The organism is Fodinibius roseus, from assembly GCF_900129315.1.
Taxonomy (GTDB): Bacteria; Bacteroidota; Rhodothermia; order Balneolales; family Balneolaceae; genus Fodinibius; species Fodinibius roseus.
This window is the reverse complement of record NZ_FQUS01000006.1, coordinates 78,603-99,320: the sequence shown is the minus strand read 5'-3', so window position 1 is coordinate 99,320 and position 20,718 is coordinate 78,603. Positions and strand designations below refer to the sequence as shown.

The following is a 20,718-nucleotide window of genomic DNA, read 5'->3' as shown; positions in this document are numbered from 1 at the left end:
AGGTCCGTCAGCATTTGGCCGTTGCCGGTGGAGCGTCGGAATGTTACGCCGGATACCGCTCCAAAACCATAGCGTGACCCTGTCCCCCTGCCGCACAGGCTGCAACCAGGGCCAGGCTTCCATTCTCGTGGTGCAGACGGTTGGCCGCGGTCGTAACAAGCCGGGCGCCCGTCGCCCCGAACGGGTGTCCCAACGAGAGCGAGCCTCCCCAGCAGTTAAATTTGTCCATCGGAATTTCTCCAACTTTTTGATCGCGGTCGAGCTTTTCCCTGGCAAATTTTTCAGAATCCAGCGCCTTGAGTACCGTCAGTATTTGTCCCGCAAACGCTTCATGAAATTCAAAAACATCTATATCGGTAAGCGAGAGCCCCATGCGGTCCAGCAGTTGGGGAGTCGCATAGGCCGGGCCGAGCAGCAGCTCGTCTTCCGGATCCTGTGCCACATACGTATATTCCCGGAGATAAGCCTTGGGGGTGAGTCCCAATTCCCGGGCTTTTTTTGCTTCCATGATAAGCGAAGCCGAAGCGCCGTCCGTCAGAAACGAGGAATTGCCCGCCGTAATCGTGCCGTGCGGCTTTATAAAGGCGGGATTCAGCTTTGAGAGCTTTTCCATGGAGGTATCCTCGCGAAAGCCGTTATCCTGCTGAATGGCCTCAAAGTCGGGCGGTACAGCGGCGGGCAGCAGTTCCGGCTCCAGCCATCCCTCATTGGTGGCCCGGGCGGCGAGCTGGTGTGAGCGCAGCGCGTACTCATCCTGGGCCTTGCGGCTGATCCCGAAACGGGCCGCCATGCGGTCGCAGCTCTCGCCCATGGTTTCTCCCGTGGAGAATTCCTCAATGGAGGGGACTTCCGGTAGGAGGTCGGAGGGACGCAGCCCCTTGAAGAAGGAGAGCCAGTCGCTTATCGACTTGTATTTTTGGGCATCCAGCAGCTTTCTCCGGAATTTACGCCGGAAGCGGATGGGGATATCCGACATCGTTTCCGTACCCCCTGCCAGCACCACCCGGGCTTGTCCCGACCGGATGAGGTTTACGGCCGAAGAAACGGCCTGGTTCGATGAGATGCATGCCTGCGTAACCGTATGGGCCGGAATGGAGTCCGGGAGTCCGGCTCCCAGGGCGGATTCCCGGGCTACGTTGCTGGTGTTGACATCCTGTATCACACAGCCCATAATGATCCGGTCGATATCCCCACTGTCAATGCCCGAGCGGCCGATCAGTCCCTCTATCGCCATGCGTCCCAAATCGTAAGCCATCAATTTTTTATAGCCTGTGCCCGAGCGCTGGAACGGGATGCGGGCGCCGTCTACGATGACCGCTTCGTGTTGATCGCGCGTAGTGGATTGATTCGCCATGATTTCACCTTATGAATAAAAATATTTTGTAAGAACTAAGATGAATGATAAATATTCATTAGTCAAGGTAAAGGTAACAGGCTCAAGTTGAAAGAACGAGAAAAAGATGGCGGCGAATACGGGGATTCTTTTTGCAGGAAGATAAAATATCCGTATATTTGTGCTCTCTAAAATCGGGTGATCAGTCCTCGTCTGCCTCAGGCTCCCGAGTGTTGCCTGCAGAGGATAGGTTGATCATTTAGTTATCCGGTATTCGGGCGATTAACTCAGCGGTTTAGAGTGCTTCCCTTACAAGGAAGAAGTCGCAGGTTCGAATCCTGCATCGCCCACTCCAATCCATGTAAGTCATTGGCTTGCAGGGATTTATATTTTATAGGTATTGGTTCTTGTCAACATGAAGAACTGCCATTCACTAATGATATCGGGAGGAACCATTCCTCTAAGCGTTGAGAAGCTCCAGCAAGTATTCCCGGGTGGCCCGGTCGAATACGCCGGTAATCTCAAGATCAAAGTCTGTTGATTGCAATTTTTTGACGCCTCCTTCTGTTTTCGGGCCGAAGATGCCATCGGAGGTGCCTACGTCAAAGCCTCCCATTTTTAAGGCATCCTGCAGCTTAACCACGGCCTGTCCCCGGTCCCCCCGTTTCAATACCTTATCCTGTAGTACGACGTCATCCGTACTGGTAAGCCGGCGAAAGTCGAGCAGCCGTTCTCTGGGATAGGCAGAGATTGAAACGGAATCACCCTGGTTGCCGCCAAGGGTGTAGATTCGCTCGTGATCACTGGAAAATCCCAGGAATATTCCAACGTGTCCCTGATGGGAGGAGGGATTGCCCCTCCAGTATACGACGATATCACCGGGCTCCGGATTTTGAACGGAGAAACCGACATTTAACCAGGATCGTGCTGCCGCTGATTGCGACTGTTCAACCCCGGCTTTTAATGCTACCCAGTTCATAAAGATGCTGCACCACGGCGTTTCATCGTCATTAATCCAGGAAAGCCCGATATCTTCCGCATACTTAAGGATCCGTTCACTGTGAACGCTTCCGCTTATTTCCGTTACCCCGAGTTCGTTTGTCGCTACTTTTAACAGCTCATTCATATCGTTTGGTATTTATTGATGGTTTAGGATTACTGATACCAGTTCCCCTGTTCGATTTTTAAGCTTGTGTAACCAATTAGCTTTTTTTCGTTATGGGCAGAATCATTGATCCTGCCCATCTTTGCACCATAGACTGTTTTTTCTAATCATTTAGTGTATTAAGAGAAGCCACTAATATTTCTAAAGAAATCTATTTTGACTTAAATGCCTGGGAGGTAATGATTTCTTTTGACTTTTCTTATAATATTTTGTTATCCTATTTTATTAATCCTTATTATCTTTTTATAAAACTATTTATTACTATTATACCGTAAGATCCTTATAGGGGTTATCTTTTTTAAATCATTTGTTGGCAGAAGTTTTTTTAACCTTTCTTTATCCAAAAACAAAGGCTTCTGCTCGATCCTTGAGCTGTGTTTTGTCGGGCATTTAAATAATATCGTAATGGGATAAATAAAACAAAATAATAAATCAAGATTGCATCATGAGTACTGAGTCTATCCATATTTCGGAATCAATTGAAACCTTAAATGCAAATCTTCGTCAAATTGCGCAAGTAGGGGAGTGGGCCGATTTAATGGGGTATCAAAATCCCAAGAAATTCTCGCGCCGTTTTTTGAGGCACTATGCCGTACGTCCCTGTCGAATGCTTATTGCCGTTCGGCTAAAAAGCATTTATGAGCAGCTGCAGGCAGGCAATTACTCCAATTTCGAGATCGCACGCCGTCACAGCCTTCCGGATGAAAAAGCGTTGAATAAATTTGTCAACTACCACCTCGGTTGTTGTCCCAGCCAATTGGAGGCCATGAACGAAGCCCGCTTTAAAGAAAAGATGGAAAAATTTGGTAGCAAAATTCGGTAGTAAAGTTAGGTAGTGTTACTCTGGAAATATTTATTTAGTCTTCATTTGAGCGTTAGAAAGTAGCGTGGGGAACCGGAGATTTAGCAAAACAAAGAGTGCACTGCATGATTCATTCATCGCTTTCTTTTCTTACCCAGGAATTGAATGAGTATTTACAACTAAAAACGGATGCACCTGATGTGAACCGTGTGTTTCTGACCAGTGTGGCAACAGAAAGAGACGGGGTGGTGATTCCGGACAGTTCCCTGGGGTTGTCACTTATAAATATTGAGGAGGAACGCGTCTTCAAGGATCAAAAGACCACCAAAATTAATGAGGATGGTATTGCTCAACATCAGAATCCGGATCTCAAACTGAATTTATATATCCTTATTTCGGCTAATTTCCAGGACACGACCGGCCAGGAATCCGATGACTATGTGGAGGGGCTTAAGCAGTTATCCTACGTAATCTCGTTTTTCCAGGCGAAGAATGTATTCACCATTGACAATTCTCCGGCACTGGCGGATTTCGATCCGTCAATCCGGAAACTAATTGTCGAGCTTTATTCCTATTCGTTTGAACAGCTATACAATTTCTGGACGGTCGTGGGAACCAAATACTTGCCCTCGGTTTTGTACCGGGTCCGCCTCCTGCGCATCCAGGAAGAGGCGATTACGGATTCAAACCTGCCAATTGAGAAGATTGGAATCGATAGCCACGGTAAACAATGATTAACATAAACTACAATCGTCTTTTCAACCTGCGGCTGGCTCATACGTATTATAAGAATGAGCGGGGCGGGGGGCTGAAGCTGAAGCCTACCCGCGATACCCTGCGGATACTGCGTGGTGGAAAGATGTTATTCAAAACCATTCCCTTCGGCGTGACGATACTGTACCGGGCGGTAGAGGGTGAGGTGACCCCCCTGGTCACGCTGCCGGATGATCTCACCCTTACCTTCAGCCTTGAAGCAGAAAACAAGGCGGAGTTCCTCAATATTACGGATCTTGATGAAACGCCTGCGAGAACCTATTCGGCTTCCGATATTCTCTATTTTACAAACGATCCGGCTCCCGCTTCGGCTTCAACCGATCCTGAACACCCCGAAGAAATCTCCCACCAGTTGCTTGACGGTATCAAAAACAGCCTGTTTACGTACGAATTCAGCCTGGGGAGCGCCCCTGAAGAAGTGTTGATAAGGGTACGTAATGCCGCAGGCACTCCGGTCTCATTTGGTAAAAAGGTTGACGGAGACCCGCTGCCCACCACGCTTACCCTTTCAAAAAAGGATGATGGGAGCTACGACCGGCAGATTGATCTCAGGAACAAGCCGACCGGGCGGTATACTGTCACCATTCGCAATACCGCAGACGATACCACGCTTAGGGAAGAGAGGTTCTATGTACACGACAAGCTGGCATCGCGGGATATTTTGGGGATTGTGGATATCACCTACGATTCGGGCACCGAACTTTTGTATGATGATACCGAAGAATATGAGCTGCGATTTTCAAGGAAAGAAACGATCTGGAAGTATTTCATTGTGAACAAGAACAAAAAGGTCCGGTTTTCCACTGAAAACCTCTCGATCAATGATCTTGGTTCGCCCGATTACAGTTCAATTAATTTTACCAGAGAGGGGCCCGAGCCGCATCCCGCTGTACAGATTAACGGCCTGGAAACGGTCATCTTCAAATCCGATGACCCCATTCCGTTTTATGAAATCCCGAAGACGTCCATACAGCTGGAGAAAGATCCGGGAGATATTGTGTTAATCGATAATCTTCCCAATCCGTCCCACCGGGGCGTGGTCAAAAAGCAGGGAGGCATCCTGGAAAGCGAAATTTACGTATTCATTTAATATAAATCCTATACCCCATGGCAGACTATAAAACACCCGGCGTATATATTGAGGAAATATCAAAACTCCCCGCATCGGTAGCCCCGGTCGCAACGGCTATTCCGGCTTTTGTGGGATATACCAGCAAGATGGAACGCGATGGCGAAACGCTCGATCCGAATACCCCCGTACGGGTAACCTCACTCATGGAGTTTGAAACGATATTCGGGGGACCTTTTCCCGAAGATTTTGCGGTCACGGTCGGAGATCCGCCTTCCGGTGAAACGAATTCGACGATTGAGGTCGAAGCCGAATCCCCAGGGCTTTCACCCTACCGGCTTTATTACCAACTGCAGATGTATTTTGCCAACGGGGGCGGTCCCTGCTATATCATTCCGGTCGGTACGTATATAGAGACGGATCCCATCCCGAGTAATATCTCGGAATCCGACCTGACTTCAGGTCTCGCCGCCTGCGAAGAAGTCGATGAAATCACGCTGTTGACCGTCCCGGAAGCTATTTTGCTGGATGCCAACGGTAGAAAGAATATCAACGACGCCATGCTCGCTCAGTGCAATAAGCTGCAGGACCGGTTTGCTGTCATGGAGGCGTTTACCGATCCTGCGGAAACCCCTATCGACGACGGAAGCAACTTCAGGGGCGATGTCGGCACAAGCTACCTGAAATACGGAGCCGCGTATTACCCTTCGCTGGAGTCGACCCTTTCCTATTACTACGAAGATTCCGAGGTAACCGTGACCGACAACCGGGGCGGGGCCGGCAGTGGTTTTTTTCATGATGATTCGTTGGACAAGCTGATTGACGGCTCCAAGACCGGTGAAAAAGCTACGGGTTCCATAACTATTGATAACAATAGCGATATTGCGGGCGATACCTTCCTTATCAACGGCATAGATTTTAAGATGGAAGCCGATCCCTCCACGCCTGTGGGATTGGACGAAGTTGAGATCGGGGCTACAACGGTGGGCACAGCTGGAAATCTTGAAACAGAAATCAACGATCGAGACATAGGAGTAGTGGCAACCCGGGCGGGAGGCAGCGATCAGATCGATCTTGAAGCAGCCTCGGCGGGCAACAGTGGTAATACCATCACGCTGGAATATATCGACAGCGGGACCGGCAATGCGGCCACGCTCTCCGGGTCTGTGTTGACGGGGGGACAAAGTAATATCGACCGCACGCTTTACAGCCGCATAAAGGCCGAGCTCGATAAGCAGACCGTCACTCTTTATCCCTCTGGAGCGGTGGCGGGCGCCTACGCCCGGGTGGACCGGGACCGGGGGGTATGGAAAGCCCCGGCCAACATAAGCCTGAATTTGGTGGAGAAGCCATCAAAACTGCTGACGGACGATGAACAAGCCCCGCTGAATGTGGATGCGGATACCGGAAAATCGATTAATGTGATCCGGAATTTTTATCAGAAAGGAACCATCGTATGGGGCGCCCGGACGCTGGCCGGCAACGACAACGAGTGGCGATATGTGCCGGTGCGCAGGCTGTTCATCTTTATCGAGGAATCGATACAGAAAGCGACGGAACCGGTCATATTCGAACCCAACGACGCCAACACCTGGTCTAAGACCAAGTCGATGATCGAAAATTTCCTGACCGGCCTGTGGCGCGACGGAGCCCTGGCGGGGGCCACCCCGGAAGAGGCCTTTTTCGTAAAGGTGGGACTCGGAAAGACGATGAGTTCCGTGGATATTCTGGAAGGGCGCATGATCGTCGAGGTGGGTATTGCCGCCGTACGACCGGCCGAATTCATCATACTTAAATTTTCACACAAGCTCCAAGAAGCCTAAAACCTAACCGATATGAATTACAAGACCCCTGGTGTATTTATTGAAGAGATATCGACCCTGCCGGCTTCCGTAGCCGGTGTGGAAACCGCCGTTCCCGCTTTTATCGGCTATACCGAGAAGGCGGAAGAAGACGGCGATCCTGACGCCCTGCATTTTGTACCGACCAGAATCACTTCGCTTCTGGACTACCGGGAAAAATTTGGCGGTCCGGTGCCCGAAACATTCGACCTGACGATCGAGGATGAATACAACAGCGATGCGGAACTCGTATCGCGGGCGTTCAGCGCTTCCCCGGCATCGCCTTCGGATTTTATCCTCTACTACAGCCTCCAGTTTTATTTCAATAACGGGGGCGGTCCCTGCTATATCGTCTCGGTCGGGGATGCGACTTCGGGCGGTTCCGTCGGCAAAGGTTCGGCCGATCCGATGGACGGGCTGCTGGGCGGCATCAAAGCCCTGGAGAGGATGGACGAGCCCACGCTTATTGTGTTCCCCGACGCGGTGAACCTGGGGTCGACGACCGATTACGGGGAGGTGGTCAGGGCGGCACTTGGCCAGTGCAACAACCTGCAGGACCGGTTTACGATCAGTGATATGTACGACAACGGGACCTCCAGCGCGGTTGAAGACTTCAGAGATGCGGTTGGGATGTCGTTTCTGAAATATGGGGCAGCTTATCATCCCTACCTGGAAACCTCTCTTAATTACGCTTTTGATGCATCGAATTCAACGATAACGCACAATATCGATCTTCCGGGTTCAGTTTCGCTGCCCGGAGATGCTCTTGATCTCACATCGGGACCGAGCCTGGCATCCATTGAAAGCAGTAACCCGAATATTTACCGTTCGCTGGAAGCCGAAATCAAGAAGTCCTACGTCACCCTGCCCCCCTCGGGAGCGGTGGCAGGCATCTACGCGCGGGTGGATCGGAACCGCGGGGTGTGGAAGGCCCCGGCCAACGTAAGTGTAAACTCCGTTATCCAGCCGACTGTAAAAATTACCAATGAGCGGCAGAACTCCCTGAATGTGGATGCCACTTCCGGCAAGTCGATCAATGCCATCCGGTCTTTTACCGGCAAGGGAACGCTGGTATGGGGTGCCCGGACACTGGCCGGCAACGACAACGAATGGCGGTACGTGCCGGTACGCCGCCTGTTCATCTATGTGGAGGAGTCCGTTAAAAAAGCCACCGAGTTCGTTGTGTTTGAACCCAATGATGCCAACACCTGGGTCCGGGTGCGGGCCATGATCGAAAATTTTCTCACCGACCTGTGGCGCGACGGGGCCCTTGCGGGTGCTACAGCCGAACAGGCTTTTTACGTAAAGGTGGGGCTGGGAGAGACGATGACTTCCCAGGATATATTAGAAGGACGAATGATTGTAGAGATCGGTATGGCCGCTGTGCGACCGGCCGAATTCATCATCATCCGCTTTATGCACAAGCTTCAGGAATCCTAATCCATTAAAACACACAGATCACTATGGCTGTTAATTATCCAGTATCCGCTTTTCACTTCCAAGTAGAATGGGGGGGCTCCCGTATCGGCTTCACTGAAGTTTCGGGGCTCACCGTCGAACTTCAGTCTATCGATTACCGCGAGGGGAATGCCAAGGAGTATCAGGTGACGAAAATGCCCGGTATTCCGCAGTATAGCAATATAACCCTGAAACGCGGCATATTCCGGGGCGACAACGAATTTTTTCAGTGGCTCAACACAGTCCAGATGAATAATATAGACCGCCGCGATATCACCATCAGCCTGCTTAACGAAGAGCACGAGCCGGTCACCGTCTGGAAAGTGAAGGAAGCCTGGCCCTGCAAAGTGGAAGGTCCGTCGCTGAATTCAACCGGTAACGAGGTGGCAGTTGAGTCGATTGAACTCTGCCACGAAGGCTTAACCATTGAATTCACATAGCAGATAGGTAGAAATTATGGCAAGCTACTATCCGCCGGTAGGGTTTCATTTCCGAGTTAATATCGAGGGCCTTACCTCGGATACCAGGGATATAAGTTTTCAGGAAGTCTCCGGTATTAATGCCACGGTTGGGGAATTCACTTATAAAGAGGGTGGTGAAAACCGGTTTGAACACCGCCTGCCCGACCGGGTCACCTACGATAAACTCACCCTCAAACGAGGTATGCTGGTTGGCTCGGAGCTGATCGGCTGGTTCAGAGATGCCGTGGAGTCATTCAAATTCGACCCGAGGAATGTACTGGTTACGCTTCTCAACAGCGAACACGAACCGCTTGAGTCCTGGAGTTTTGTGAAGGCTTACCCGGTCAAATGGTCGATAGGGAATTTCAATGCCGAACAAAATGAAGTGGTGGTGGAAACCATTGAACTATCGTTCCAGTATTTCAAACGGATGGAAGTCTGAAATATGAACCGTCAACCCGTTTTTTATGGCTATAGAAATTAAAGAACTGGTCATTAGGGCGACCATTGATACCGAGAAGAGATCAACGAAGCGCCCTGACCGCAGTAGAAAAAAACACATCAATAAACTGCATCGAAGGATGGACCAGCTGCAGCAAATGATCAAACAAAAAAATGAGCGATAATGGGATTGACCGACGGGAAACTTGCCAAAATGATGATCCTTTCTTTTGCCACTGATAAGAAGGGCAAGAAGAAGGGACCTCCACGCCCGTTCCCGGTGATGTATAATCCGGAGCGATTTTCCGAGAGCATCAGCACACGCTATCAGCCCCAGTATGAGCCGGGGGACAGCGGCGAGGAACAGGCTTACGAGCATATTGAGGGTAAGGAAGTGTCGTTCGAATTTCTGTTTGACGCCACGGGCGCCTCGGTCAACTCCATACAGGGGGAGGCGGCCAGTAAACTGGGAGGGGTGGATGCCCAGATTGAGCTGTTTCTAAAACTTACGCATGAGCGGGATGAACAAGAACATCAACCGCCGAAACTGACGCTGGTGTGGGGGACCTTCATTTTTGACTGCCGGCTGGTTAGTGCGGATATCGAGTATATGATGTTCAACCCGTCGGGACGTCCCCTCAGGGCCAAAGTCGACGCAACATTCAAGGGCGATCGTCCCCGTGTCCTGCAGGCAGCCATGGACAAGCTTTTTTCCGCCGATCTCACCCATGTACGCGTGGTGAAGGCCGGGGAAACCCTGCCACTGATCTCCGAAAAGGTCTATGGCGATCCGAAATACTATCTGCAGATCGCCGAGATAAACGGCATTACGAATTTCAGAAATATTAATCCGGGCATGGAGCTTATTCTCCCGCCCATCGATAAACAGAGCGCCTGATGCTAAACCGATTGCTTAATAACAAAGTAGTCGATAATCCGCGATATACCATTTTTTCGGATGGAACGGAATTGTCGCACGATTTTATGATTGATTCGCTGTCCATCAGCAAATCGGTAAATAAGATCCCGCATGCGCGGCTGGTGTTGAAGGACGGAGACATTCCCCGCGAGGATTTTCCCGCCAGTAATCGCGATGAGTTTGTCCCCGGCGCGGAAATAGAGATCCAGATGGGCTACCGCGATGAGCAGGAACCCGTTTTTTCCGGCATCGTTATCAAGCATGGTATCAAGAGTCAGTACGAGGAATCCTCACAACTTATTGTAGAGCTGAAGGATCCGGCCGTAAAGATGACGGTGGGACGCAAGAACAAGTATTTCAAGGATTCGACCGACAGCGACATCATTGAGGAGATTATCCAGCCGTATAGTCTCCAGGCTGAGGTGGAAAGCACTTCGGTCAATCATGCGGAGATGGTTCAATATTACTGTACCGACTGGGATTTTATGGTGACCCGCGCCGAGGCGAACGGCAAGCTGGTTTTTGTGGATGATGGCTCGATCTCCGTCAAAGCCCCTTCGCTGTCCTCCGAACCGGTGGCAGAGCTGGTTTACGGGCAAAATATCAAGGAATTTGACGCCGAAATGGATGCCCGCGACCAGTTTGGCAGTGTCACCGGCAAGTCGTGGGATTTTGCCCAGCAGTCTGTTATCGAATCGGAAGCGGTGTCTCCCGGACTCCCGGAGCAGGGGAATGTAGCAGCCGACGACCTGGCCTCCGTCATAGGCCTCGACCAGCTGCCGTACCAGCACAGCGGCCGTCTGGATTCCGAGGAAATGCAGCACTGGGCAAATGCGCGATTTTTGCGAAGCAGGCTGGCCAAGATCAAAGGCCGCATCCGGGTACTGGGACTTACGGAAATCAATCCGGGCGACGTAGTGCAGCTCGGGGGACTGGGCGACCGGTTCAACGGGGTGGCTTTTGTTTCGTCCGTGGCTCATTACTACGGGCTGGAATCTTCCTGGTATACCGATATTCAAATCGGCCTCTCTTCAGACTGGCTTATCGAATTGTATGATAATGTGATGGAAAAGCCCTCCTCCGGCCTGTTGCCGGGTATCCACGGGCTCCAGGTCGGGGTTGTCACCGCCATCCATGAGGACCCGGACGGGGAAGATCGCGTGCAGGTTCGGGTGCCGGTGATCGACTCGGAGGACAGCGGCATATGGGCTCGCGTGGCCAGCCTCGACGCCGGCGAAAACCGGGGCACTTTTTTCCGTCCCGAAGTGGATGACGAAGTGATTGTCGGGTTCATCAATGACGATCCGCGCGATCCGGTTATCCTGGGAATGATGAACAGCAGTGCCAAGCCTGCGCCGATCACCGCCACGGAAGAAAATAATGAGAAAGGCATTATTACCCGCGAGGAATTAAAGGTACTGTTCGACGATGACAAAAAGAGCGTCACCATCGAGACGCCCAACGGCAATACGGTGGTGATCAGTGATGACGAGGGCAGTATAAGCCTGAAGGATGAAAACGGGAATGAGGTGGTGATGGATTCGTCGGCCATCACCCTGAAAAGCGCCGGGGACCTTTCCATCGAGGCTACCGGTGACATCAACCTGGAGGGCAACAACATTAACCAAAAAGCGAATATGAGCTTCAAGGCCGAGGGCGCCTCGGGAGCGGAACTCTCCTCCAGCGCATCGGCCGTGATCAAGGGATCTATCGTTCAAATTAATTAAAGCCAAATCGACTTATGCCACCAGCAGCCAAACTCGGAGATGTTAGTACACATGGAGGAACAATCGTGGGACCGGGCGAGCCGACCGTTCTGATCGGCGGCATGCCCGCCACCGTAGTGGGGGACATGCACGTGTGCCCGATCCCGCCGTCACCGTCCGGGCCGCATCCGCCGTCTCCCTTTTCAATGGGAAGCGCCACGGTGTTCATCGGCGGCAAACCGGCCGTGCGGGTCGGGGATGTCTGCGGATGCGGGGCCAGTCCGGCAGCAGGTGAACCAACCGTAATGATAGGATAAAAGAATATGACCGAAGCGAACAACCAAAAGGAGCAGGGGAAGGCCTTCCTGGGGCGGGGCTGGAAATTCCCCGTACAGTTCAAGGACGGGGCGGCTCAGCTCAGCCAGTACGAGCGCGATATCAAGGAGAGTCTCATCATCCTGCTGTCTACCACACAGGGAGAGCGTGTCATGCGTCCCGATTACGGTACGACGGTTCAGGACCTGATGTTTGAGCCGCTGGATGTCTCCACGGCTACCCTCGTGGGCGATGAAGTCAAGAAAGCAATACTGGTCCACGAGCCGCGGGTAAATGTGAACAAGGTGGATGCGGTACAGGAATCGCTGAATGGATTTATCGAACTGACCATCGACTACACCATTATTGCGACCAATACCCGGGCGAATTTGGTCTTCCCCTTTTATTTGAATGAAGGAACGGACATCGAACAATGAGTGAAAACTGTTTGTCTCAAAATCCTTTGGTGCGGGACGGCACCAGCCGCCGACAGCGACTGCTGAAGACGCTGCTGCCCTCCTACGCTCCGGTGGATGAGCGAAGTATGAAAGATCTGGTCAACTTCGCCCGCAAATTTACGGGCGAAATCAACTACTTTGAGTCCGACAGTACTGCGCCCGACGGACAGTGGGACGAGTTTTTCCGGTTTACCGACGAGGAGTGGCAGGGTTTTTCGCTGGAGAAGTTCCTCGAAAAGCTGAAAGAGACACAGGAGGCCGCACCGCACTTCGCCCTGTTTTTCGGTTTTCTTTACATATTCAAAACGGCGCAGGACGACTTGAATACGCTGACCCGCCGGCATCTCGAATTCTACTACCGGGAGGTCCTCCAGCTGGAACAAAAGGCGGCCGTACCCGACCAGGTTTCTGTTATTTTTAAGTTGGCCAAACATGTGGACCAGTACCTGGTGAAGGAAGGGACCGCCCTGAAGGCAGGAAAAGATGCGCTGGGGGTGGAACGGATTTACAGGGTGGAAAGGGATCTGGTGGTCAGCAAAGCCAAAATAACATCACTTAAAGCCGTTTTTGCCGATATCAACGACCGGTTCAGCAAAGACTACGAAACCGATCCGGAGACGGACCACCGTATTTTCGAGTCGCCGGTCGCCAACTCGGCAGACGGCCTGGGCGCCGACATTGAGAACGAAGAAAAAAGCTGGCGTACGTTCGGAGAACCTCATTTCCCAAAGCTGGGTACTTCTGCTCCCCATCCCACCGAGCCGGACCGCAGGGAGGCGGAAGTGGGCTTCGCCCTCGCCTCTCCCATCCTGTTCCTGGCGGAAGGGGAACGGAACGTGACCCTGAAGATTACACTGGAGGAGGAACCGGACGGAACCGTGGAGCCGGAAGATTTCAAGATCCTCCTCAGCGGGGAAAAAGAATGGATTCCCGCTGACATTATCGATGCTGCCAGGGAGTCCGATGCCTCCGCTGATTACCTGAACCTTACCTGCCGTCTTGTCCCCTCCGATCCCGCAGTGGTTTCCTACAGCCCGGAAGAGCTGGGGGAGCCCTTTGCCACCGACTGGCCGGTCATTAAGGTCCTGCTCGATCCCAGGCATGATCGCCATCCGTTTTCCTATTCCCTGTTCCGGGAGTCTCAGGCAACCAATATTCGGATTACCGTAGATGTAAAAGGCGTGAAAAATCTGGTGCTCCAGAACGACCAGGCGGTGCTCGATGCGGGAAAACCTTTTTTGCCGTTCGGCAACCGTCCCTATGTGGGCAGCAACTTCTACATCGGGAGCCGGGAAGTGTTCCGGAAGAAACTTAGCTCACTGGATATTGATTTCAGATGGAACGACCTGCCCCAGCATGAAGATGGGTTTAAGGATCACTACAACAATTATAATGATCAGTCGGAATATGTTAACAGAAGCAATAACGAGTTCAAAATAGACATCGATATCCTGGACAACAAACAGTGGCACCAGCTGAGGGGCAATACCAACTTGTTAACGGACGGGGAAGGGAATCCTCTCGGTAATACCGAAAAATTGCCCGGTCCGGACACTGAGCGTAGCAGGCTGACCGTGTCTGACACCTCTGGTATCGAAGATATCGAGAGAGACAGCGAGCTCGGGGCGCTTACCGGTTATCAGGTGGACACTCAGAAGGGGTTTCTCCGTATGACCCTGAAGAACCAGGATTTCGGGCATAATTCTTTCCAAAATTCATATGCTCAAAAAGCGATAGATCTGGCTGACGGTGGCAGTGGTGATTTGCCCAGGCAGCCCTATACGCCTGTCATCCAGAATCTCTCGCTCAGCTATGTTTCCGAATTAGACTATCCGTTTACCGGGAAAGCCGGTGAAACGGAACAGTTTTTTCACATCGGGCCTTTCGGCGCTTGGCCGGTCGACAGTTTGCCGGAAATCCCTTCCCTGATGCCCCGATACGACTACGAAGGCAACCTCTATATCGGTATCAGCAACCTGCAGCCACCGCAAAGCCTGTCCGTGCTTTTTCAGGTTGCCGAAGGCAGTGCCAATCCCGTAAAAGTCAGTCCCGATATTGCGTGGAGCTATCTGTCCGATAACGAGTGGAAACCATTTAACGAAAAAAGCATCCTGTTTGACACGACGAACGACCTGTTGACTTCGGGCATCATCCGTTTTGCCGTTCCCAAAGACGCGACTGATGGCAACAGCCGGCTGCCTGTGGGAACACACTGGATCAAAGCTTCGGTAGCGACCAATTCTGATGCCGTCTGCCGGCTGATCGATGTACAAGCACAGGCCGTGCTCGCCCGTTTCGAGGACCGGGACAACGATCCCGATCACCTGGGGGATCCGCTGGAAGCCGAAAGCATTGACAAGCTTCTGCGAAGCGACTCGGCCATCGACAGCGTAATACAGCCCTATGCTTCTTTCGGGGGCAAGATGAAGGAACAGCAGTCCGCTTTTTATACGCGCACCAGCGAACGGCTACGCCACAAGCAACGGGCTATTACTATCTGGGATTACGAACATATCATTTTACAGCAGTTCCCGTCGGTATACAAAGTAAAGTGCGTCAACCACACGCGGTTCGAAGGCAATTTGACCGACTACTCGGAAGTGGCGCCGGGTCATGTCACCTGCATTGTGGTCTCGAATGTGCAAAATAAGAACGCCGTGGATCCCCTGCGTCCCATGACCAGCCTGAATATCCTCGACGAAATTGACCGGTACCTGCAGACTATTATCTCCGGAAGTGTGGAGCTGCATGTAAAGAATCCGATTTACGAGGAAATTCAGGTCGATTTCAGCGTTAAGTTCCGTTCACCCGACACCGGCTTTTACGAACAGAAACTACAGGAAGATCTTAAGGAGTACCTTGCGCCGTGGTCGTCGGATTGCGGGGCCGACATCTCTTTTGCGGGACGTATTCACAAATCGATGATCCTGAATTTTGTGGAGGAACGCCCGTACGTAGATTACGTCAGCTGCTTCAGGATGTACCATATCGTTCCCACCGATCCGGATAATAACCCCAACAAGGATAGGGAAGAAGTAAGGTCGACCACGGCCGTCTCCATCCTCGGATCGGCGGAAAACCATCTGATTAACCCCATCGAATTCTCATCGGAGGACTGCGACTGCGAAGAGAATGTCATTAAAAGCACTCAAGAGCGGGCATCGTCCGACGATTGTCCCTGTCAGGAAGAAATAACGTCATTGTCAGAAGATTCAACCGGCTAAGTTTTAATAAAGCACATGGAAAACAGTTCGCTGACCATATCGAAGAAACCACCCGAATTCAAAAGTATGCAGTACGACACGCTGCGTGAGCTGGCTATCCAGCGTATTCAGGAGCTGGCCGGTAAGCGGTGGACCGATTACAACAGCCACGACCCCGGGGTGACCATGCTGGAGGTGTTCAGTTATGCCATCACCGATCTGGGCTATCGCACCGATTTCGATATCAAGGATCTGCTGGCCCGGGAGGGGACCGGCGATCCCGATCCCCGCAATTTCTACACAGCAGCCAGGATTCTACCCTGTCGTCCCCTGACCCTGCAGGACTACCGCAGGCTGTTGATCGATGTAGAAGTGGTGGACGAAGAAGATGAGGGCTGCCGCTATGCCGGCGTCAAGAATGCCTGGCTCAGAAAGTCGGATGAGGCCGAGGAGGAGATATTTGTCCACTCCAGGGAGAGCCGTCTGTCGCTCGACCCGGTCCCCGGCAAAGAGGAGCAGGAAAGCTACTACGTACAGACATTATACGATGTGCTGCTGGAATTCGATGAGTGTGAAAAGTTCGGCGACCTCAACGAGAATACCATCGAGGAGGAGTTTGTGCTCTATGAGCACCCGCTGGATGACACGCTCGAGGGAGTGACGTTCAATATTACCGTTCAGTTTCCGGCGTGGGACCATTCCGGGGTTGACTGGGAAGATCCTGTGAGCGTGCGAAGTAAACTTCAGTCCATACAGGTCAATATTGCCGACCTCCCTGGTAACTACACGCTGACGCCGGAGATTACGAACCTGAACGAAGTCATTCTGAAGGGACACAAAACATCCGGGGGCACTGCCAGCGCCATTGCCGGCATGACGGAAATCATCGACAAGCTGAACGATTTCCTGTACCATCCGGACACCGGTCTGCTGGCGCTCTACATCGAGAAGGTGAACAAGATTTTCGAAATCGTGGAGGCCGCCCGCGCCCGGCTTCAGGCCAATCGGAATCTCTGTGAGGATTTTTTTCGGTTTCGGGCTGTGAGGGTGGAAGAGATCATCGTTTGCGCCGATATCGAAATCGCTCCCTCTGCCGACGTTGAGCAGGTTGAGGCCTACATCTTCCATCTGATATCCCGGTTTTTATCGCCCACAGTGCATTTTTACACGCTGGAGGAGATGCGCAGCAAATGCCGGAAGGCCACCCCGTTTGATATCATCGAGACAGATCCGGCCAAACAAACACTTACTATTGAGGCGGTTGATGACGAGGTGCCGGTAAAGGATGAGACGATCACGGTTTTCGGGCTGGGCGCCAGTCCGCAGGAGTTCACGGTGCGCTGCGTGGATCCTAATCCCGATGAGGTGAACCGATATGAGATCGAAGTGGCGGAACAGCTGTTGGGGAATGATGTTCAGGAGGACGCATACCTGATCAGGGGACGGTTTGACGAGGAGGATTGCCTCACTATCGATCGGATCTTTGAAGGACCTCTCCTCAAGCACGGCTTTATTGACCGTGAAGAGCTGGCCTCGGCCGATCGCAAAAAGGTGATTCGCGTGTCTGATCTCATCCGGATCATCATGGATGTAGAGGGAGTCGTCGCTGTCAAGGAAATTCAGATTGCCAATCGTCCGCAGAACAACGAATTCGATATTGAGTCCAAAAGCGTTCGTTGGTGCCTGGAGCTGGCCTTCGATCACAACTATGTGCCCCGGCTGAACACCGATGATTCCAAAATGACCTATTACAAAGATGATCTGCCCTTCCATGCGAATGACGCGGAGGTGGAAACACGCATTCAGGAACTCAGGGCCGACGAACGCGAACAGAAAATCCGTTATCCCAAACAGGATCTGTCCGTCCCGATCGGCCAGTTTCGGGATCCCGGCAACTACACCAGTATCCAGGAAGACTTTCCGCTTGCCTACGGCGTCGGATCGGAAGGGATTCCCGGTCTGGCGGAACGCTCACCCGATGAAAAGGAACAGCGCAAGATCCAGGTCTCTCAGCTGAAGGGATACCTGCTCCTGTTCGACCAGTTTCTGGCCAACTATCTGGCGCAGGTAGCCAACGTGAAGTACCTGTTTACGATGGAGGACCAGATCGGGAATACCCATATCGACAAAACATATTATACCCAGTCGCTTACCGATGTTATACCGGACGGGGAGCTGCTGTACCGCGACCTGAGCGATCACAAGGAAACGCTGCAGCAAATTACCGAAGACACCCAGCTCTTCGAACGCCGGCGCAACAAATTTCTGGACCACTTGTTGGGACGTTTTGCGGAGACGTTTGCCGACTATGCGATGCTCTCCACGAACATTTCGGGCCCCAGGGCACCGCGGGAACTGATCGACGACAAGCTGAATTTTCTGGGACAGTATCCCGAACTGAGCAGCGGACGCGGTATGGCCATCGACTACCACGAGGAATGCAGGATCTGGCACGTTGACAATGTGGCCGGGCTCGACAAGCGGGGCGAGCTGCTGCTGGGGATGGCCCCCAAAGAGCCGGAAGAGCTCCGGTTCCGTGATCCGCTCATCATCGCCAATCCTTCCGCTTCGGTCTACCGGGTCATCATAGAGGACGGTTCCTCCACCGCCGTGATGCATGCGGATCAAGACTTTGAGTCCGACGGCGCAGCCCGGGCGCACATGGAGCGGGTCATTACAGCGGGAGTATTCAAACAGCATTATGAGATCCGGGAAACCGACGGCGGGGGCTTTCATTTTGTGCTCCGCTGCGGGGGCAAGCTGCTGGGCGTCAGCGAAAAGAGGGATTATACCAGCGAGGCCCCCGGCGGGGATGCTGACACAGCCATCGACCAGCTTGTGGCTTTGTTCAGGGCAGAACTGTATGAAAATTCCGAAGCGAACCGCAAAAACCTGGCGTGTCCGCTTGAAAATTATATCGATTACGAAATTACGGCGGATATGTCACCCCTGCCCGACGATCCGCCGGCCTATACGGTCAGCTATACGCTGTACAAAAAAGCATTTGAATTTACGGCGGAACACGAACTGCTGACCGGTTCGGTAACCCGTGAAACAGAGACAGACGATCCCGAAGAAGAAGTTTTGCAGAAAGCGGAAGCGGCCCTGCACGATATTCTGTGGGATCTGGTTAACCACGGCGCGCACCGACGGACGTACCGTTTTGATCCCGAAAGCGCCCCCTATTCCCCCTACTCTTTCCTTCTCCGCAATGCCCGCGGCGAAGATATTGCCCGGAGTGTCGAGACCGACTTCAACCAGGCGCTGGCCGGCGATATTAACGCCCTGTCCCCCGCCATTCTTCATGTTCATGGCTCCACGGCCAATGACGGAGCATACGACATCGTCAACGCTACGGCCGACGGACCCGAGATAACCATAGAGGTCGATCCGTCCCCGCCGTCCCCGGTTTTTGACGGCCATCTTGTGATGGGAGGCTCCTATGATATTTCCTTCATCGAAAAAGGAACCAGAAATATCATTTTGACCGATCTGGATCCTGAAATATATGAAGGAGATACGGTGAAGCTGGCCGGTACGGAGGACAATAACGGGGTTTTTACCGTTCAGACTATTCGGCGCTCGGGAGACAAAATATACCTCAAAGTAGGAGAGATAATCACACAGGATGAAACGGAAGGCCACCTGCAAAAGGCTTACGACATTACCGGTATCGAGACAGACGCCTTTGTGATCAAGGGCGGCAGGGATGAGCAGGCCGTTACGGATATGATCGAATTTATTAAGGATAGGTTTTTCTCCCATGAGGGCTTCCATGTGCTGGAGCATCTTTTGCTGCGCCCCCGCACCGACCGGCGGCTGTTCGTGGATATCGAAGAACCGGTGTTGGATGAGAGCGCTTTGCCTGCAGGTAACCTGCGTTTCCGGAAGGAACTTTCCGTAACGGAAGCCAACGCTGAGGACAATACCTTTACCGTAGCCGGCGATATCCGGTCGGAACTGTCCGTTGAGGATGCGATCCGCATCAGCGGCGGCAGCTTCAACGACGGCGAGTATATTGTCAGGGACGTCCGCCTGCAGGAGGGAAACTCGGTGATAGAGGTGGAAAGCGAAGAGGTGGAAGATGCGATCTTATACGACCTGCCGACCGATTCCTTTACCGCCGGCGTGCTTTCTTACAGGAAACAAACGACGGTCGACACTATCTCGGCATCGGAACATCAGCTTACCGTTTCCGATCCCGACGCGGCACAGCTTGGGGAAGACAGCGAGATCGAAATCACGGACTCCCAGGATCAGCGGAATGATGGGGTATATCTGGTCTCGGAAGCTGAGGAAGCAGGGGGACAGGTGATGATCACTCTCTATAAAGTTGAGAAACGGGTGAAAGACCGGCTGCTGCCTATCCACCTGGACCAGGACTGTGAAACCTGCAAGATCAGCGATCCCTACTCCCATGTGGTCAGCGTGGTCGTCCCGTATTGGCCGGGTCGCTTTATCAATATGGATTTCAGGAAGTTTGCGGAAAAGCGGCTCCGTATGGAAGCTCCTGCTCATGTGATGCTTAACATCTGCTGGATAAGCTGCGAGCATATGAGTGAATTTGAGAAGAAATACAAACAATGGCTGGTGGCCGTCAATGCACAGGACGCCGGTCCGGCGGACCTATCCGAGGCCCTGGATGGACTGATCGATATTTTGACCCGAATGCGCAACGTATATCCCACGGGGACCCTTCACGACTGCGAAGAAGACGACACGCTGGAAGGGGCCGTCATCTTGAATAATTCTGTATTAGGAACCTTTTAAATC

16 protein-coding genes and 1 tRNA gene are annotated in these 20,718 nt (G+C 52.4%); 15 read left to right on the top strand and 2 right to left on the bottom strand.

Features of this window, described 5'->3' with window-relative positions; genetic code table 11:
* Nucleotides 1-43 precede the first annotated feature (43 nt).
* Nucleotides 44-1,354, bottom strand: a complete 1,311-nt coding sequence (locus BUB16_RS07120) for an acetyl-CoA C-acyltransferase (RefSeq protein WP_073061430.1) — start codon at nt 1,352-1,354, stop codon at nt 44-46.
* A 255-nt stretch (nt 1,355-1,609) separates the two neighbouring features.
* Between BUB16_RS07120 and BUB16_RS07115 the strand changes: the two genes are divergently transcribed.
* A tRNA-Val gene (locus tag BUB16_RS07115) sits at nt 1,610-1,683 on the top strand.
* Between the two features lie 110 nt (nt 1,684-1,793).
* Here the strand turns inward: BUB16_RS07115 and BUB16_RS07110 are convergent.
* Complete coding sequence (locus BUB16_RS07110) at nt 1,794-2,459, bottom strand: C40 family peptidase (protein WP_073061427.1); 666 nt, start codon at nt 2,457-2,459, stop codon at nt 1,794-1,796.
* A gap of 484 nt (nt 2,460-2,943) precedes the next feature.
* On the opposite strand from BUB16_RS07110, the gene BUB16_RS07105 reads away from it, so the two are divergent.
* The 14 genes from BUB16_RS07105 to BUB16_RS07045 all read left to right on the top strand — a co-directional run bounded on the left by BUB16_RS07105 (nt 2,944) and on the right by BUB16_RS07045 (nt 20,715).
* A complete protein-coding gene (locus BUB16_RS07105; protein WP_073061424.1) occupies nt 2,944-3,321 on the top strand; it encodes a helix-turn-helix transcriptional regulator in 378 nt (125 codons plus the stop codon).
* A gap of 104 nt (nt 3,322-3,425) precedes the next feature.
* The gene (locus BUB16_RS07100) at nt 3,426-4,034 is read left to right on the top strand and encodes a Pvc16 family protein (RefSeq protein WP_073061420.1); all 609 of its coding nucleotides are present in this window, start codon (nt 3,426-3,428) and stop codon (nt 4,032-4,034) included.
* Nucleotides 4,031-5,164 carry a hypothetical protein gene (locus tag BUB16_RS07095; RefSeq protein WP_073061418.1) on the top strand — a complete coding sequence of 378 codons (1,134 nt, stop codon included), beginning with the start codon at nt 4,031-4,033 and terminating at the stop codon, nt 5,162-5,164. Before BUB16_RS07100 ends, BUB16_RS07095 begins: the two co-directional genes overlap by 4 nt.
* A 17-nt stretch (nt 5,165-5,181) precedes the next feature.
* A complete protein-coding gene (locus tag BUB16_RS07090) occupies nt 5,182-6,966 on the top strand; it encodes a phage tail sheath family protein (RefSeq protein ID WP_073061415.1) in 1,785 nt (594 codons plus the stop codon).
* Nucleotides 6,967-6,978: 12 nt separating this feature from the next.
* Complete coding sequence (locus tag BUB16_RS07085) at nt 6,979-8,424, top strand: phage tail sheath family protein (RefSeq protein WP_073061413.1); 1,446 nt, start codon at nt 6,979-6,981, stop codon at nt 8,422-8,424.
* Between the two features lie 23 nt (nt 8,425-8,447).
* Nucleotides 8,448-8,882: a phage tail protein gene (locus BUB16_RS07080; RefSeq protein WP_073061410.1), complete on the top strand. Its 435-nt coding sequence runs from the start codon at nt 8,448-8,450 to the stop codon at nt 8,880-8,882.
* Nucleotides 8,883-8,898: 16 nt separating this feature from the next.
* Complete coding sequence (locus tag BUB16_RS07075) at nt 8,899-9,345, top strand: phage tail protein (RefSeq protein ID WP_073061407.1); 447 nt, start codon at nt 8,899-8,901, stop codon at nt 9,343-9,345.
* Nucleotides 9,346-9,370: 25 nt separating this feature from the next.
* Complete coding sequence (locus BUB16_RS21440; protein ID WP_170864311.1) at nt 9,371-9,529, top strand: DUF5908 family protein; 159 nt, start codon at nt 9,371-9,373, stop codon at nt 9,527-9,529.
* A complete protein-coding gene (locus BUB16_RS07070) occupies nt 9,529-10,242 on the top strand; it encodes a CIS tube protein (protein ID WP_073061404.1) in 714 nt (237 codons plus the stop codon). Before BUB16_RS21440 ends, BUB16_RS07070 begins: the two co-directional genes overlap by 1 nt.
* Nucleotides 10,242-11,990: a type VI secretion system tip protein VgrG gene (vgrG, locus tag BUB16_RS07065; protein WP_073061401.1), complete on the top strand. Its 1,749-nt coding sequence runs from the start codon at nt 10,242-10,244 to the stop codon at nt 11,988-11,990. Before BUB16_RS07070 ends, vgrG begins: the two co-directional genes overlap by 1 nt.
* Before the next feature lie 14 nt (nt 11,991-12,004).
* Nucleotides 12,005-12,286: a PAAR domain-containing protein gene (locus BUB16_RS07060; protein ID WP_073061398.1), complete on the top strand. Its 282-nt coding sequence runs from the start codon at nt 12,005-12,007 to the stop codon at nt 12,284-12,286.
* Between the two features lie 6 nt (nt 12,287-12,292).
* On the top strand, nt 12,293-12,721 hold the full coding sequence (locus BUB16_RS07055; RefSeq protein WP_073061395.1) for a GPW/gp25 family protein: 429 nt from the start codon (nt 12,293-12,295) through the stop codon (nt 12,719-12,721).
* Nucleotides 12,718-15,966 carry a baseplate J/gp47 family protein gene (locus BUB16_RS07050; RefSeq protein WP_073061392.1) on the top strand — a complete coding sequence of 1,083 codons (3,249 nt, stop codon included), beginning with the start codon at nt 12,718-12,720 and terminating at the stop codon, nt 15,964-15,966. Before BUB16_RS07055 ends, BUB16_RS07050 begins: the two co-directional genes overlap by 4 nt.
* 15 nt (nt 15,967-15,981) lie before the next feature.
* Nucleotides 15,982-20,715 carry a hypothetical protein gene (locus BUB16_RS07045; protein ID WP_073061389.1) on the top strand — a complete coding sequence of 1,578 codons (4,734 nt, stop codon included), beginning with the start codon at nt 15,982-15,984 and terminating at the stop codon, nt 20,713-20,715.
* The last annotated feature ends 3 nt before the right edge of the window (nt 20,716-20,718 follow it).